General features: G+C 49.7%; 14 protein-coding genes. All 14 read left to right on the forward strand.

What is annotated here, in order from left to right; all coding sequences use genetic code 11:
- Positions 1 to 124 precede the first annotated feature (124 nt).
- The 14 genes from dnaE (at position 125) to lpxA (ending at position 16,247) form a co-directional block, all read left to right on the forward strand.
- A complete protein-coding gene (gene dnaE / locus O4H49_RS14610; RefSeq protein ID WP_269424173.1) occupies positions 125 to 3,610 on the forward strand; it encodes a DNA polymerase III subunit alpha in 3,486 nt (1,161 codons plus the stop codon).
- 220 nt (positions 3,611 to 3,830) lie between these two features.
- Complete coding sequence (rpsB, locus tag O4H49_RS14615) at positions 3,831 to 4,619, forward strand: 30S ribosomal protein S2 (protein ID WP_269424174.1); 789 nt, start codon at positions 3,831 to 3,833, stop codon at positions 4,617 to 4,619.
- 97 nt (positions 4,620 to 4,716) lie between these two features.
- Positions 4,717 to 5,643 (forward strand): translation elongation factor Ts, encoded by a 927-nt coding sequence (gene tsf, locus O4H49_RS14620; protein ID WP_269424175.1) that lies wholly within the window; start codon positions 4,717 to 4,719, stop codon positions 5,641 to 5,643.
- Between the two features lie 154 nt (positions 5,644 to 5,797).
- On the forward strand, positions 5,798 to 6,514 hold the full coding sequence (gene pyrH / locus O4H49_RS14625) for a UMP kinase (RefSeq protein ID WP_269424176.1): 717 nt from the start codon (positions 5,798 to 5,800) through the stop codon (positions 6,512 to 6,514).
- 31 nt (positions 6,515 to 6,545) lie between these two features.
- Complete coding sequence (frr, locus tag O4H49_RS14630) at positions 6,546 to 7,088, forward strand: ribosome recycling factor (protein WP_269424177.1); 543 nt, start codon at positions 6,546 to 6,548, stop codon at positions 7,086 to 7,088.
- A 26-nt stretch (positions 7,089 to 7,114) separates the two neighbouring features.
- Entirely contained in the window at positions 7,115 to 7,831 is a 717-nt protein-coding gene (locus O4H49_RS14635) for an isoprenyl transferase (RefSeq protein WP_269424178.1), read from the forward strand.
- A complete protein-coding gene (locus O4H49_RS14640; protein WP_269424179.1) occupies positions 7,794 to 8,636 on the forward strand; it encodes a phosphatidate cytidylyltransferase in 843 nt (280 codons plus the stop codon). Before O4H49_RS14635 ends, O4H49_RS14640 begins: the two co-directional genes overlap by 38 nt.
- Before the next feature lie 17 nt (positions 8,637 to 8,653).
- Positions 8,654 to 9,859, forward strand: coding sequence for a 1-deoxy-D-xylulose-5-phosphate reductoisomerase (locus O4H49_RS14645; RefSeq protein WP_269424180.1), 1,206 nt, complete (start codon positions 8,654 to 8,656; stop codon positions 9,857 to 9,859).
- A gap of 91 nt (positions 9,860 to 9,950) precedes the next feature.
- Positions 9,951 to 11,045, forward strand: a complete 1,095-nt coding sequence (gene rseP, locus O4H49_RS14650) for an RIP metalloprotease RseP (protein WP_269424181.1) — start codon at positions 9,951 to 9,953, stop codon at positions 11,043 to 11,045.
- A 45-nt stretch (positions 11,046 to 11,090) separates the two neighbouring features.
- Complete coding sequence (gene bamA, locus O4H49_RS14655; protein ID WP_269424182.1) at positions 11,091 to 13,382, forward strand: outer membrane protein assembly factor BamA; 2,292 nt, start codon at positions 11,091 to 11,093, stop codon at positions 13,380 to 13,382.
- Between the two features lie 3 nt (positions 13,383 to 13,385).
- The gene (locus O4H49_RS14660) at positions 13,386 to 13,943 is read left to right on the forward strand and encodes an OmpH family outer membrane protein (RefSeq protein WP_269424183.1); all 558 of its coding nucleotides are present in this window, start codon (positions 13,386 to 13,388) and stop codon (positions 13,941 to 13,943) included.
- 21 nt (positions 13,944 to 13,964) lie between these two features.
- Entirely contained in the window at positions 13,965 to 14,999 is a 1,035-nt protein-coding gene (gene lpxD, locus O4H49_RS14665; RefSeq protein WP_269424184.1) for a UDP-3-O-(3-hydroxymyristoyl)glucosamine N-acyltransferase, read from the forward strand.
- On the forward strand, positions 14,992 to 15,462 hold the full coding sequence (gene fabZ / locus O4H49_RS14670) for a 3-hydroxyacyl-ACP dehydratase FabZ (RefSeq protein ID WP_020593691.1): 471 nt from the start codon (positions 14,992 to 14,994) through the stop codon (positions 15,460 to 15,462). Before lpxD ends, fabZ begins: the two co-directional genes overlap by 8 nt.
- Positions 15,459 to 16,247 (forward strand): acyl-ACP--UDP-N-acetylglucosamine O-acyltransferase, encoded by a 789-nt coding sequence (gene lpxA / locus O4H49_RS14675; protein ID WP_269424185.1) that lies wholly within the window; start codon positions 15,459 to 15,461, stop codon positions 16,245 to 16,247. Before fabZ ends, lpxA begins: the two co-directional genes overlap by 4 nt.

The following is a 16,247-nucleotide window of genomic DNA, read 5'->3' on the forward strand; positions in this document are numbered from 1 at the left end:
GGCGTGGCTGGATGAAACAGGTATCAATGAAAAACAAAAGACGGAAATAAATATCGTTCTGTTCCTGGCTCTTTATATCAATGTCTGGGCAGGAGAGATGGGGTTGATTTGTTGAGGTTTGTTTATGGCTGTTGCTGATTTTGTCCATCTTCGGGTTCATACGGCCTATTCCCTTTCCGAAGGGGCGATCAAGGCCAAGGAGCTTGTCGATCTTTGTAAAAAGCATGACATGCCGGCTGCTGCAATAACCGACAGCAGCAACCTTTTCGGAGCGATGGAGTTCTCGCTTGCTGCCAAGGCTGCAGGTATCCAGCCCATCCTGGGTACCCAGATCATGATTGGCAGAGAGGATCGTGATCAACGTCCCGGGGCCTTGATCCCCGAACCCGACCAGCTGGTGTTGCTGGTTCAAAATCATACAGGTTATATGAACCTGATGCATCTGATCTCTCACGCCTTTATGGAGACAGAAACAGGCTTGACGCCTCAGATCTCGCTTGATGAGTTGCGGGGGTGCCATGAGGGGCTTATTGCGCTGACGGGTGGTCCAAAGGGCGCTGTGGGGCGCCTTTTACTGGAAAATCAGGATCAGGATGCGGAAACGCACCTCTGCGCATTGGCGGAAATTTTTCCTGACCGCCTCTACGTTGAATTATTACGTCATGGCATGCTGGAAGAGCGGGCAATCGAAGATCGCCTGATTGATCTGGCCTATAAACACGACGTGCCACTGGTGGCGACTAACGAAGCTTTTTTTGCCAGTGAAGATATGCATCAACCTCATGATGCACTGATCTGTATTGCTGAGGGTGCCTACGTTTCCCAAAGTGAGCGACGCCGTCTGACTGCAGAACACCGTTTTAAATCTGCTGATGAAATGAAACGGCTTTTTGCTGATATCCCCGAAGCAATCCAGAATACGCTGGTGATCGCCCAGCGCTGCTCCTGGTTTGTCGAGCCGATTGGACCGATTTTGCCCCCCTTTGATACCGGTGCCGGGCGGTCGGAAACAGACGAACTTCGTTATCAGTCAGAGCAGGGGCTGGAGGGGCGTCTGGTTCGTCATGTTTTTGCCGAGGGGATGACGGACGAAGAAAAAGAATCTCTGGCAAAACCTTATCGGGAACGTCTGGCCTATGAGCTTGATGTTATTATCCAGATGGGGTTTCCAGGTTACTTCCTGATTGTTGCTGACTTTATCAAGTGGGCCAAGGATCATTCAATCCCGGTCGGTCCCGGTCGTGGGTCTGGTGCGGGGTCTGTGGTTGCCTGGGCCTTGACCATTACCGATCTGGATCCCTTGCGTTGGGGCCTGCTGTTCGAACGTTTTCTGAACCCCGAACGTGTTTCCATGCCGGATTTTGACGTGGATTTCTGTCAGGACCATCGGGACAAGGTGATTACCTATGTTCAGGACAAATACGGCAGGGATAAAGTCGCTCAGATCATTACCTTTGGTAAGTTGCAGGCAAGGGCAGCTCTTCGCGATGTGGGCCGGGTATTGCAAATGCCTTACCCCCAGGTGGATCGGCTGTGCAAGCTGGTGCCTAACAATCCGGCCAAGCCGACGTCCCTGCCTGAAGCAATAGCACAAGAACCTCTTTTGCGGGAAATGGCGCGGGCGGACGAGAATGTAAGTAAGCTTCTTGAAGTCGCCCAGAAGCTAGAGGGGCTGTACCGCCACGCCTCTACCCATGCTGCGGGGGTGGTAATCGGAGACCGCCCGCTGGACCAGTTGGTGCCGCTGTATCGTGATCCGCGTTCGGATATGCCGGTTACCCAGTTTAACATGAAGTTTGTAGAGCAGGCCGGGCTGGTCAAATTCGACTTTCTGGGGCTGAAAACCCTGACAGTGCTTGAGCGGGCGTGCAATTTTATCCGGGCATCGGGGACGCCGATCGACCTTGCCGAGGTCCCGCTTGACGACGCTGCTTCCTTTGAGCTGTTGGGCAGAGGGGACAGTGTCGGGGTGTTCCAGCTGGAATCGACCGGTATGAGGGATGTGCTTAAACGGCTGAAACCTGACCGCTTTGAAGACATCATCGCTGTGGTGGCGCTCTATCGCCCCGGTCCGATGGAGAATATCCCCAGCTATATCCGCCGTAAAAAAGGTGAAGAGACACCTGATTACATGCATCCGCTGATTGAGGATATCCTCAAGGAAACCTACGGGATCATGATCTATCAGGAACAGGTCATGCAGATTGCCCAGCAGTTGTCGGGGTATTCTCTGGGGGGTGCGGATCTCTTGCGTCGGGCGATGGGTAAAAAAATCCAGGCCGAGATGGATGCGCAGCGGAAAATTTTTGTTGATGGGGCGGTCGAAAAAAAGGTGCCTGCGAAAAAGGCGGATGAGATCTTTGACCAGGTCAACAAGTTCGCTGGCTATGGCTTTAACAAAAGTCACGCAGCCGCCTATGCTCTGGTGGCCTATCACACGGCATATCTGAAGGCGAACTACCCAGAAGAGTTCATGGCCGCGACCATGACCTACGATATTTCCAATACAGACAAGCTCAATGTGTTCCGACAGGAGCTGTCGCGCCTGAATATTCCGTTGTTACCACCGGATATTAACAAGTCCTTTGCTGAATTTGTGGTTGAAACCCGCGAAGACGGCTCCAAGGCTGTACGCTATGCGATGGCCGCCGTGAAGAACGTCGGAGAGCAGGCAATCGAGACCATCACCAAAGAGCGGAGTGAAAATGGTCCCTTCAAGGATCTGACGGACTTTGTGGCCCGTGTCGATTCCAAGTCGATCAACAAACGGCTGGTGGAAAACCTTTCCAAGGCCGGTGCCTTTGACAGCCTGACTCCAAATCGTCAGCAGGTGTTTCTGGGGGCGGAAAATATCGTCAGGAATATTTCTGCCGCGGCACAGGAACGAGCCAGTGATCAGGTCAACCTCTTTGGGGGGGATGACAGTGGTCCCATGATTGATCTTTCTTTGCCCAAGGTTCCTGACTGGCCTGAACTGGAGCGTCTGAAGCATGAATACGATGCGATCGGCTTTTATCTTTCCGCGCACCCGATCGATACCTATGAGCAGATCCTGAAAAGACTGCGGGCCCAGACAACGCAGGAAGCCGTCTTTCTGACCAAGAAAACCAAGGGGCAGGGCGGGCCGTTGAAGGTTGGCGCCATTGTGATCGGCAAACAGGAGAGGACGTCAAAAAAGGGTTCAAAGTTTGCCTTTATCCAGATATCAGATGCCCATGGCACCATTGAGGCGATGGTGTTTTCCAATGTTCTGATGGCATCGCGTGAAGTTCTGGAAAGTGGTGTGCCGATGCTTTTCACCCTGACCGGGGAGGTGAAGCCTGATGACGATGAAGCCCGCTTCCTGCTGCAGGCTGTCAAACCGCTTGATGAAGCCGCGTCTCTTACCGATACAGGGTTGAAGCTTTATATCAGTAGCGAAAATCCGCTCGAGCCGTTAAAAACGGTACTGGAACAGCATGCTTCCCCCGGAAGAGGAAAGATTTCTCTGATGCTCGGTCTTGAGGATGGGCAGGAGCTGGAACTGGAGCTGCCCAGAGGCTATACGGTCTCGCCGTCGATCCGTCAGGCGATCAAAGCGATTGAAGGTATTGACCTGGAAGAAGTCTGATTGTTTTCGGGCGTGTTTCATGTCAAAATATGATGATTGGGTTACGAATGCAAAAAATACTTGCATCCTCTGTTGAGGGGGAGTATCACCCGCAACATCACTAAAAAACACGTGGGCTTAACGGGATCGGTTTTCCGTTCTTCGTTTCTGGTGTTTCCGTTTGAAAATAGCGGAGATTACAGCCTGCGGAAGTTTAACCGGAAGAGAAAAGGTTTATTCTATGGCGCTTCCTACTTTTACAATGCGTCAGCTGCTTGAAGCTGGTGTTCACTTTGGTCACACAACCCGTCGCTGGAACCCGAAGATGTCTTCTTTCATCTTTGGTGAGCGCAACGGCATCCACATTCTTGATCTTGAGCAGACTGTTCCTTTGCTGCACAAGGGTATTGCTTTTACACGTGAAGTTGTGGCCGGTGGCGGTCGCGTTCTTTTCGTTGGCACAAAGCGTCAGGCAAGCGAGAAAATGGCTGAAGCAGCCAAACGCTGTGGACAGTACTATGTGAACCATCGCTGGCTCGGCGGTATGCTGACCAACTGGAAAACAGTTTCCAACTCCATCCGTCGCCTGAAAGAGCTTGATGCCCGTCTTGAGAACGAACATATCGGTCTGACCAAGAAAGAGCTGCTCAACCTTACACGTCAGCGTGACAAACTTGAGCGCGCCCTTGGCGGGATCAAGGAAATGGGTGGTATTCCTGATGTGATCGTTGTTATCGACACCAACAAAGAGCACCTTGCCATTGCTGAAGCAGTCAAGCTTGGTATTCCTGTTGTCGGTATTCTCGACTCCAATTCTGATCCTGCTGACATTACTTTCCCAATCCCAGGGAACGATGATGCGATCCGCGCGATCAGCCTCTACTGTGATCTTTTCGCTGATGCTGTCATCGACGGTCTTCAGCAGGAGCTTACTGCATCCGGTACAGATATCGGCGCAGCAGAAGAAGCCCCTGTTGAGCAGCTGCCAGAAGCAGAAGCTGCTGAAGAAGCAGTCGCTGCCGAAGCCTAAGCTGTTCGCGAATGAACTCTGCGAAACGGCGGCTCCTATGCCGCCGTTCTCGTACCTGTATCAATCATGATATTTAATTTCTAAAAAGAGATCGAAAATGGCCCAGATTACTGCTGCCCTTGTTAAAGAGCTCCGGGAAAAGTCCGGCGCAGGCATGATGGATTGTAAAAAGGCGCTGTCAGAAAATGATGGCGACTTGGAATCTGCCGTTGACTGGCTTCGTAAAAATGGCCTTGCTGCCGCTGCGAAAAAAGCTGGTCGTGTTGCTGCGGAAGGTCTGGTTGCAGTTGCAACATCAGGCACCAAAGGCGCTGCTGTTGAAGTGAACGCAGAGACCGACTTTGTATCCCGTAACGAAAAGTTCCAGTCTTTTGTCAAAGCTGTTGCTGAGCTTTCGCTCAATGCCGGTGGCGATGTTGAAGCTCTGTCTTCTGCTGCCTTCCCAGGCGAGAGCGGAACTGTTGCCGATGCCCTGACCAACCGCATTGCGACAATCGGCGAGCACATGAGCCTGCGTCGTACCGCTTCGCTTGAAGTCAAGCAGGGTGTTGTTGCCTCCTACATTCACAACCAGACAACAGATGGTCTTGGTAAAATCGGTGTTCTGGTTGCTCTGGAATCTGCCGGTGATGCTGCCAAGCTTGAAGCTTTCGGCAAGCAGGTTGCCATGCACATTGCTGCGACCAACCCGCTTGCTTTGGATCGTTCCGCTGTTGATGCCAGCGCTCTTGAGCGTGAAAGAGACATTATTGCGGATCAGGCACGTGCTTCCGGCAAGCCAGAAGAGATCATTGGTAAAATGGTTGAAGGCCGTCTTCGCAAATATTACGAAGAAGTCTGTCTTCTTGAGCAGAACTACGTTATCGATGGCGAAAACACCGTCGGTAAAGCAGTTGAGCTTTTTGCCAAGGACCTGGGCGCTGCTGTTGCCCTGACCGGCTTTGTCCGCTTCCAGCTCGGTGAAGGCATCGAGAAAAAAGAAGAAGACTTTGCTGCTGAAGTAGCTGCTACACTCGGCAACTAAGATTTTTTGACGATGGCCGTGACCTTACTGAGAAGCTCAGTCAAGGCGCGGCCATTTTCATATCCAAAATCACCAACATCGACTACAGTAGCCATCATTTAGGCACATTGCCCGGATAGTTACTGAAAAGAGCAGAAAAGATCGGGAGATTTCCGTGAGTGATACACCACGATACAGACGTGTTTTATTGAAGCTCTCAGGCGAGGCGCTGATGGGGGCAGGTAAATTCGGTCTTGATCCTGAAACTGTTGACCAGATTGCCATCGATATCAAAGAAGTCGTTGATATGGGGGTTGAGGTTTGTGTTGTCGTCGGTGGTGGAAATATTTTCCGTGGCCTCTCTGGTGCGGCAGCGGGGATGGAACGTTCGACTGCTGACTACATGGGGATGCTGGCGACGATCATGAATTCCCTGGCCATGCAGAACGCGCTTGAAAAAATCAATGTCCCAACGCGAGTCCAGACGGCGATTCGCATGGATGCTGTGGCTGAGCCTTATATTCGTCGCCGCGCCGAGAGGCATATGGAGAAGGGCCGGGTCGTGATTTTCGGGGCCGGAACGGGTAATCCCTATTTTACTACGGATACTGCTGCTGCACTTCGGGCATCGGAAATGGACTGCGAAGTTCTGCTCAAAGGCACAAAAGTTGATGGCATTTACTCGGCAGATCCAGTAAAAGATCCAACCGCAACCAGATACGAGAGCCTTTCCTACAGGCAGGTCCTTACCGAGGATCTTGGCGTGATGGATCATTCGGCTATTGCACTGACGCGTGAAAATAATATACCGATTATGGTATTTTCTATTTATGAAAAAGGCTCTTTTGCCAAAGCTGTTTGTGGCCAGGGCCGTTTTACAATTGTTGAATAAAAGGGGATAGACGTTGTCTCAAGATACCCTCATGAAAGATTTGTCCCGACGCATGGACGGCGCAATTGATGCGCTGAAAAAAGACTTTGCGGGACTGCGTACGGGCCGGGCATCCACTGCTCTGCTTGAGCCGATCATGGTTGAGGCCTATGGCGCATCAATGCCCATTACCCAGGTTGGAACTATTACGGTTCCTGAATCACGGATGCTCGCCGTTCAGGTTTGGGACAGATCCATGGTAGGAGCTGTTGAAAAAGCCATTCGTGAATCCGGGCTGGGACTGAACCCGTCTCCTGATGGTCAGCTGGTCCGCGTGCCAATTCCTGCGCTTTCAGAAGAGCGTCGCAAGGAACTGGTCAAGATTGCAGGGAAATACTCCGAACAGGCAAAGGTTGCTGTCCGCAACGTACGTCGTGACGGAATGGAAGCCCTGAAAAAAATGGAAAAGGACGGTGACATTTCACAGGATGAAATGCACAGCGCTGGCGATGATATTCAGAAATTGACCGACAAGCATATCAAATCAATTGATGATGTATCCGCCCAAAAAGACGAGGAAATCATGCAGGTATAATCTTGCATGATGGATTGTACAGAAAGATGACCAAGGGAATACCAAATCATATTGCCGTCATTATGGATGGCAATGGCAGATGGGCCAAGGCTCGTCGTCTTCCGCGTGCTTTCGGGCACAGGAAGGGGGCGGAAGCTCTTCGCGAGTTGCTGAAGGCAGCCATCGATATTGGTATTCCCTACATGACCTTCTACAGTTTTTCATCGGAAAACTGGAGCCGCCCGCAAAGCGAAATTGAAGATATTATGGGCCTGCTGCGCCGTTATCTTCAAAGCGAGCTGGCAACCTTTCACCAGGCGGGGATTCGCTTGAAGGTCATTGGGGAAAGGTCCCGGCTGGCTAAAGATATCGTACAGCTTATCGATGATGCGGAAAAACAAACGGCAGAAAACGACAAGATGACGGTTGTCATGGCGCTCAGTTACGGAGGGCGTCAGGAGATTGTTGAAGCTTCTCGTCAGATGGCTATCCAGGTGCTAAACAATGAACTTTCGCCAGATGATATAACAGAAGAGCTTTTCGGAAAGTCGTTATATACCAAGGATATTCCTGACCCTGATCTGCTGATTCGCACCAGTGGCGAAATGAGGATCAGTAACTTTCTTTTATGGCAACTGGCCTATAGTGAAATGGTCTTTGTCGAAAAGAACTGGCCAGACTTTACCCGAGATGATCTGCTCTGGGCTATAGAGGAGTACCAAAAGCGTGACAGACGTTATGGAGCCGCAGCCGAAACCGGATAAAAAAAATAGCGATCTTGTTGTCAGGGCGCTGTCTGCAATCGTGCTCGGTCCACCGGTCCTGGCTGCTGTGTATCTTGGTTCTCCCTACAGCGATATTCTGATCTTTGTCTGTGCAGGAATTCTTTCTTGGGAATGGGCGATGCTGTGCGGCCGGAAGGTTGTCGGGGCTACCGGTGCAGTATTGATTGGCTCGGTTTTGGCTGTCACAGCTCTTGGTGTCTTTGGATACTATTCTGCGGCGACCTGGGCTATCCCTTTGGCTGCGACCTGCATGTTGTTACAGCCTCTCTCTGTTTCCCCTAATGCCGAGCCAAGACAGGGCAATAATACTCTCTGGCTCATTACAGGTCTGATATACATTTCTTTAAGCTGTCTGGCTTTGCTCTGGATCAGAAACGATCCGTCTGGAAACGGATTTTTTATGTTGCTTTGGGTTCTGCTGGTGGTGTGGGCAACTGATATTGGTGCCTATTTTACCGGGCGAAAATTTGGTGGGCCGAAAATCGCTCCCCGGATCAGCCCTAAAAAAACCTGGTCAGGTCTGGTGGGCGGAATGGTTTGTGCTGCGTTGGTCAGTCTTGTTTGCTCTTTCTGGCAAGAAGGCAGCAACGCCATTTTTCTTATGATGTCCGGAGCGGTTCTTGCTGTTGTGGCCCAGATTGGTGATTTCTTTGAATCCCACATCAAGCGCAAATATGATGCCAAGGATTCCAGCAATCTGATACCCGGGCATGGCGGCTTGTTTGACAGGGTAGACGGTCTTGTTTCCTGCGCCATTTTTGTTGTTTTTTTCCAGTACCTCTAGAGTGCGATAGGCTTTGAATGCATCCCAATAATATTTCTGCGGAACTTAAGGCTGTTTGTTCTCAAAGTCCGCGTTCAATAAGCGTTATGGGATCGACAGGGTCTATTGGTACCAACACGATTGATCTGATTGCACGAAATCCGGACCTTTTCAGGGTCGAGGCTCTCACCGCCAATCGAAATGTCGACCTTTTGGCAAAACAGGCCATTGCTTTAAACGCAAAAATGGCTGTCGTTGCTGATCCTGAGAGCTACGAAAGCCTCAAGAATACTTTGGCTGGTACGGGGATAGAGGTTGCTGCTGGGCCGGAGGGTTTACTTGAGGCAGCAGAGCGTCCTTCAGATCTGGTCATGGCAGCGATTGTTGGCTTTGCCGGGCTGGCACCAACCCTTGCTGCAATCAAAAGGGGGGCGACCTTGTTGCTGGCAAACAAGGAAGCTTTGGTCTGTGCCGGTGATCTGATGATGGCTGCAGCTCAACAAAGTAAAGCGAGAATTCTGCCCGTTGATTCTGAACATAATGCTATTTTTCAGGTATTCGATTTCGAGCGTAAATCCGGCATCGAACACATAACCCTGACAGCATCTGGTGGGCCATTTCGACTTTTCTCACAAGATCAGATGAAACATGTGACCAGAGAAGAGGCTCTTGCGCATCCAAACTGGGTCATGGGCGAAAAAATCTCGGTTGATTCTGCTTCTATGATGAACAAGGGGCTTGAGCTGATCGAAGCGGCATATTTGTTTGGATTGCCGGAAAATCAGATCAAGGTTCTGATCCACCCGCAATCAATCATTCATTCCATGGTCAGTTATGTGGATGGTTCTGTATTGGCGCAGTTGGGATCCCCTGATATGAGGACACCGATTGCCTATGCGTTAGCCTGGCCCGAGAGAATAAAGACACCTGTTGCACCACTGGATTTGGCCAGGATTGGTCAACTGACATTTGAGGAACCCGATCCGGAACGCTTCCCTGCGCTTGACCTGGCAAGAATTGCGCTGAACGAGCACAAGACGGTTATTTTCAATGCGGCAAACGAAGTTGCTGTCGAGGCCTTTTTGTCCGAGAAGATAAACTTCATCTCTATTGCCCGCTTTGTTGCCGAAGCGATGGGCTCTTTTCCCGGCCTTGAAGAAGCCTCTCTGGTCGAGATTATGGATCTGGATAAAGAGGTGAGATACTGGTGCTATGAGGCCCTGAAAACGTACCTTGTTAATTAATTTCTATTGGGGCTTTTGAAGAGACCCGCAAAAGGCTACTATGCCGTGCCTTTTATTATACCTTATTCTGTAACAGAAACCAGATTGCGACATGGACCTGATAACGACAACACTATCTTTTTTGGTTCTCTTAACCATTTTGGTTTTTTTCCATGAGCTTGGCCACTATTGGGTCGCCAGAAAAGCAGGCGTTAAGGTGAATGTCTTTTCTGTCGGTTTTGGTCCCGAGCTGTTCGGTTATACGGACAAGAACCAGACCCGTTGGAAATTTAGCCTCGTTCCTCTGGGTGGTTATGTCAAAATGTTCGGGGATAGTGATGTTTCCAGTTCAACCCATAAAACCGGAAATCTTAGCGAAGAAGAGTACCTGACAACCTTCAAGGCCAAATCGGTCGCCCAGCGGTCTGCAATTGTGGCAGCTGGACCGATAGCCAATTTTGTTCTCGCGATAGTTTTATTGGCGGGGCTCTTTATTTTTGTCGGGCAGCCCTATTCTGTTCCTCGTGTTGCAAAGGTGATGGAAGACAGTGCTGCCAAAAAAGCTGGCTTTTTGGTGGATGATCTTGTCATTGAGGCTGATGGACAAAGCGTTCTACGTTTTGAAGATCTCCAGCGTATCGTTCAGCTTGGGACCGGAGAGGCCATTACGGTTCTGGTGGAACGCGACCTGCAGGTTGTTGCTCTTTCTGTGACACCGAAGGTGGATGTCTCTTTCGATGACCGCGGCAATGAAGTTAAACGTCTGTTGCTGGGGATACAAAGCAAGGGATCCAGTTATAAAAAACACGATCCCTGGACTGCTGTGGTTCAGGCTGGCGTCGAAACATATGATCTGTCTATCGGCACGTTCAAGGCGATAGGTCAGATCTTTCAGGGGCAAAGATCGGTTGACGAGCTCGGCGGGCCCGTTCGTATTGCCCATATGTCCGGTCAGGCCGCTGAAGCTGGCTGGGCTACCTATGTCTGGTTGATGGCGGTTCTTTCAATAAATCTTGGTCTGCTTAATCTGATGCCGATTCCTATGCTGGATGGCGGACATCTGCTCTTTTATAGCCTTGAAGCGGCTCTGGGCCGGCCGATTAGTGATAGAACGCAAGAATACTGTTTCAGAATTGGCTTGGCTCTGGTATTGAGCTTAATGTTATTTGTGACCTGGAACGATGTCGGATATTTTCAATTGTTCTGAATCTGCTAGCGAGATCAAACTCATGCGGATTACCCGGGGGTAGACGTGTTACGTAAAGCGCTTTTTTCGTTGTTGGTTGGGGGATTGCTTCTGGCTCTTGAGCCGGTAAGTATTCAAAAACATGTACTGGCTCAGGCTTTGATGTCAGGTGGAACCATTGACAATATTGTTGTTGAAGGAACCCAGAGGATCGAACCAGAGTCCGTTCGTTCCTACATGTCTGTGAATCCTGGTGACACTTTTGATCCTGTTTTATTGAACAGATCATTGAAAAGCATTTTTGCAACAGGTCTGTTTGCGGATGTCTCGCTCAAGCGTCAGGGCAACGATCTGATCGTGGTTATTGTCGAAAACCCGATCATCAACCGCATCGCTTTTGAAGGAAACTTGCGGATAAAAGATGAAATTCTGCAGGCTGAATCCAGTCTTCGTGAGCGTGTTGTCTTTACCCGAACCAAAGCACAGGCAGATGCCCAACGGCTTCTTGAACTATACCGTCGGTCAGGTCGTTTTGCCGCGACTGTCGAGCCAAAGGTTATCCAGTTGCCACAAAACAGGGTTGATCTGGTTTTTGAAATCAGTGAAGGCGACCGGAGTTACGTCACAACGGTGAATTTTATCGGTAACCGTGAATTTTCCGATGGGGCGCTTCAGGATGTTGTTTCTACTACAGAAACCGTGTTCTGGAACTTCCTGACAGATAGTGACACCTATGATCCCGATCGTTTGACTTTTGATCGTGAGCTCCTTCGCCGGTTCTATCTTAAAGAAGGGTATGCTGATTTTGAAGTACAGTCTGTAATTGCAGAACTGACGCCAAACCGGGAAGCTTTTGTTGTTACCTTCACAGTTTCAGAGGGGGCAAGATACAAATTCGGCACGATTGACGTTGAAAGTGCCCTGAAAGATTTTGACCCGGCAACGGTTCAAGACCAGATACTTACCGAAGAAAATGAATGGTATGATGCCAGTCTGGTGGACAAGACAGTTGATAATTTGACTGACGCCGTTGGGAATCTTGGATATGCGTTTGTTGATATAAAGCCGTCTCCTGACAAGGATAGCGAAAACAAGATTATCCATCTCGTCTATAATATCTCTGAAGGTCCCAAGGTTTACGTTGAAAGAATTGATATCGAAGGTAATTCCCGTACGATCGACAAGGTAATTCGTCGTGAATTCCGTCTGGTAGAAGGCGATGCTTTTAACAGTTCCAAATTGCGTCGTTCAAGAAGCCGTATTCAACGGCTTGGTTTTTTCAAGTCGGTTAATGTTGATAACGAACCAGGGAGCACACCTGACCGTACGGTCATCAAGGTGGACGTCGAAGAACAGTCTACCGGGGAACTGACTTTTGGTGCGGGGTTCTCTTCATCTTCAGGGCCCCTTGGCAGTATCGGTATTCGTGAACGTAACCTTCTGGGACGCGGTCAGGACTTGCGCTTCAACATTGCTTTGGCGGGATCCGGTTCCGAAGCGGATGTCAGCTTCACAGAACCTTACTTCCTGGATAAGGAAATTGCGGCAGGTTTTGATATTTTCAGAACAACAAGAGACGAAGACAGTTTGTCTTTTGAGGAAAAGAAAACCGGGGGAGCCCTCCGTGTCGGGTTTGATCTGTCCGAGGAACTGCGGCAGGTTTTACGTTACAGATTTGAGTACATCGAGATCGAGAATGTCGACTCAGACGCTGCCGCTTTGGTCAAGGAACAGGAAGGTGAAACGATCAAGTCTTCGATTTCCTCGACACTTACATACGATAAACTCGATTCACGCACCTTGCCGACAGAAGGTTATATTCTGAAACTTGAAAACGAAGTCGCGGGTCTTGGTGGAGACGTCAAGCACCTCAAGGTTTCGGTCGGGGGAACCCACTATTATACCTTCGAAGAGAACTGGACACTCCGTTCCCGTGCCGAAGTCGGTAATATTATCGGGCTAGGTGAGGATACACGTATTGTTGACCGTTTCTTCCTTGGTGGGGATAAGTTGCGTGGATTTAAAACTGGTGGTGTCGGCCCAAGAGATCGGAAAAGTGATGACGCACTTGGGGGTAAACACTTCTATTCTGGCGGCCTGGAGTTGAGCTTCCCATTGGGCCTGCCCAAAGAGTTTGCTGTTAAAGGACGTGTCTTTACGGACTTCGGGGCGACCTGGAATATTGATGGCAATGATTCTGGTGTTGATGATGAATCAACGCCTCGGGTTTCCATTGGTGCTGGTCTGACCTGGTCCTCGCCTTTTGGTCCCCTGGCAACGGATCTTGGTTTTGCCACTCTTAAAGAAGATTTTGATGAAACTGAAATCTTTAGCTTTAGCTTTGGAACACAATTCTAAATTATGAATAACGGCATATACTTCAAATTTCGGTGGATTGTCTTTGTTGCTGTTGTTGCTTGCGCCCTCTCACTCTCGACCCAGGGATGGGCGCAAACAACACAGCTTAAAATTGCGGTTATCGATACGAAAAAGGTTCTGGATTCTTCTCAGGCAATGGCGCAGGTCAACCAGAGGGTTTTGTCCATGCGGACACAGTTTCAGCAGGAATTCAGCCAAAAAGAACAACAGCTTATTGCTCAAAACCAGGAGCTGTTTAAACAGAAAACCATTCTTTCATCTGAAGTTTTTGCCCAGAAAAAAGCCGATCTAGATAAACAGGCGGCGATCATTCGCAGCGAGGCAAAAGATCGAAAAAATAGCCTTAATCAGATACATAATACAGGTTTGGGTCAGGTGAAGGACCAGCTTGACATAATTATCAAAAGTATTGTTGAGGCAAAGAGTTATGATGTTATTCTTGCCAAGAATACGATTGTCTATTCAGCGAATAGTCTGGATATCACGGACGAGGTCGTTCAAAAACTCAATGCGGCACTACCTGCTGTGTCTATTCAATAATATATAGAAAAGTAATGTGCCATGGCTGACTCTCGGTTTTTTCAAAAGGCTGGCCCTTTCACTTTGGCAGAGCTTGCCAGTCTTGTTGATGGAGAGCTCGCGTCATATTCTGACGGATCGTTGCTCATCGATGACGTGTCACCACTTGAGACAGCCAGTGAGGGGCATATCAGTTTCCTTGATAATAAAAAATATCTTGATGCTTTTCGAAAAACCAAGGCAGCAGCCTGTATTGTCGACCCCAAATTTGCCGACATCGCACCGCAAAATACTGCACTGATCCTGACCTCCAAGCCCTATAAGGCTTATGCTCTGATCGCACAGAAAATTTATCCTGCTGTTGTGGGAGGGGCTTCCATTCACGCATCTGCTATTATTGATCCAAGCGCTAAAATTGCTGATGACTGCCATATTGGAGCAGGCGTTGTTGTCGGCAGAAATGCTGAAATTGGTGCAGGGTGTCATATTGGTGCGAACACGGTCATTGGTGATGGTGTGACAATCGGATCAGGCACCACAGTTGGATCGAATGCTTCGTTTGAGTTTTGTTTTATCGGTAACGATTGCCAAATCCATGCCGGGGTCCGTATTGGAAATCGTGGATTTGGGTTTGCCATGGAGGCGGAGGGGTATATTGATGTTCCTCAGCTGGGGCGGGTGCTTATCGGTAATGGTGTTGAGATAGGTGCAAATTCGACTGTTGACCGGGGGGCTGGACCTGACACCATTATTGGTGACGGTAGCAAAATTGATAACCTGGTACAGATCGGTCATAACGCCCAGATTGGCAAACAATGTGTGATTGTTGGTCAAGCCGGGATTGCCGGAAGCTCTGTTCTTGAAGATTACGTTGTTCTTGGTGCCCAGTGTGGGGTCAATGGTCACATTCGTCTCGGGACGGGTGTTCAGGTCGCAGGGCAATCAGGTGTAATGAGAAATGTTGAGCCAGGCCAGGCGGTTGCAGGCACGCCCGCCATGCCGATTAAAGATTTTTTTCGCCTTTGCACGCTATGGCAAAAGCAGTTGAAGACAAAGAAAGGTAACGAGAATGAGTGAAGAAGCCGTAACAGCGGAAGAGGGGCGCTCTGTCGGTATTCTGGAGATCAAGGAAATGATCCCGCATAGGTACCCGTTCCTGCTCATTGATCGCGTTGACAATATTCTAAAAGACCAGAGTGCTGTTGGCCTTAAGAATGTTACAATTAACGAACCTTTTTTTGAAGGTCACTTTCCGCGCCAGCCGATTATGCCGGGGGTTCTGATTGTTGAGGCCATGGCTCAGACTGCTGCGGTCCTTGTTGTTGAAACACTTGATGGCGCAGCTGCTGGCAAGCTTGTATACTTCATGACAGTAGATGAAGCCCGGTTCCGTAAACCAGTTGGCCCCGGGGACCAGATCCGGATACACGTGACCAAAACCCGGAGCAGGGGCAATGTCTGGAAATTTGAAGGCAAAGCACTGGTCGACGGCAAGTTGGTCGCCGAAGCAAAGTTTGCCGCAATGATAATGGACGATTGACAGTGAACATTCACCCTACAGCGATTATCGAAGATGGTGCAGAGGTTCACGAAACGGCGCAAATTGGACCATATTCCATCGTCGGTGCCAATGTTGTGCTTGGTGCCAATGTGGTTTTGCACAGCCACGTTGTCATTGCAGGCCGGACATCAATTGGAGAGGGGACGGTGGTCTTTCCTTTTGCTTCCATTGGCCACCAGCCACAGGACTTGAAGTTTGATGGTGAAAAGTCAGAGCTGATCATCGGCAAAAACAATAAAATTCGAGAACATGTCACAATCAACCCCGGAACGTCTGGTGGGGGATTGATTACGCGCATCGGAGATAATTGTCTTTTGATGATGTCGGCGCATGTCGCGCATGACTGCGTCATTGGCAACAATGTGATTCTGGTGAACAACGCTACACTCGGCGGACACGTCGAGGTTGACGACTTTGCTATTATCGGTGGGCTTTCCGCCGTGCACCAGTTTGTTCGTATTGGCCGGAATGCCATGATCGGCGGAATGTCCGGTGTTGAAAATGATGTTATTCCCTTTGGTTTGGTTATGGGGGACCGGGCAAGGCTGAGCGGCCTGAACCTGGTGGGCCTGAAACGGCATGGATTTGCACGAGAGGATATTTCCGGGCTACAGGCTGCATTCCGGATGCTTTTTGCCGATGAAGGCACGTTTGCAGAACGTCTGGCCCGGACCCAGTCAAGTTTTTCCGATAATAAAACAGCCATGGAAGTGATTGCCTTTATTACTGAAGACTCTTCCAGAGCTATCTGCCAACCCAAATAA

Source organism: Kiloniella laminariae (assembly GCF_027214005.1).
Lineage (GTDB): Bacteria > Pseudomonadota > Alphaproteobacteria > Kiloniellales > Kiloniellaceae > Kiloniella > Kiloniella laminariae_A.

Excerpts from the sequence above, each read along its gene's own strand:
- dnaE (WP_269424173.1), top strand. The coding sequence starts at position 125 with ATGGCTGTTGCTGATTTTGTCCATCTTCGGGTTCATACGGCCTATTCC.
- rpsB (WP_269424174.1), top strand. The coding sequence starts at position 3,831 with ATGGCGCTTCCTACTTTTACAATGCGTCAGCTGCTTGAAGCTGGTGTT.
- tsf (WP_269424175.1), top strand. The coding sequence starts at position 4,717 with ATGGCCCAGATTACTGCTGCCCTTGTTAAAGAGCTCCGGGAAAAGTCC.
- frr (WP_269424177.1), top strand. The coding sequence starts at position 6,546 with ATGAAAGATTTGTCCCGACGCATGGACGGCGCAATTGATGCGCTGAAA.
- O4H49_RS14635 (WP_269424178.1), top strand. The coding sequence starts at position 7,115 with ATGACCAAGGGAATACCAAATCATATTGCCGTCATTATGGATGGCAAT.
- O4H49_RS14645 (WP_269424180.1), top strand. The coding sequence starts at position 8,654 with ATGCATCCCAATAATATTTCTGCGGAACTTAAGGCTGTTTGTTCTCAA.
- rseP (WP_269424181.1), top strand. The coding sequence starts at position 9,951 with ATGGACCTGATAACGACAACACTATCTTTTTTGGTTCTCTTAACCATT.
- O4H49_RS14660 (WP_269424183.1), top strand. The coding sequence starts at position 13,386 with ATGAATAACGGCATATACTTCAAATTTCGGTGGATTGTCTTTGTTGCT.
- lpxD (WP_269424184.1), top strand. The coding sequence starts at position 13,965 with ATGGCTGACTCTCGGTTTTTTCAAAAGGCTGGCCCTTTCACTTTGGCA.
- fabZ (WP_020593691.1), top strand. The coding sequence starts at position 14,992 with ATGAGTGAAGAAGCCGTAACAGCGGAAGAGGGGCGCTCTGTCGGTATT.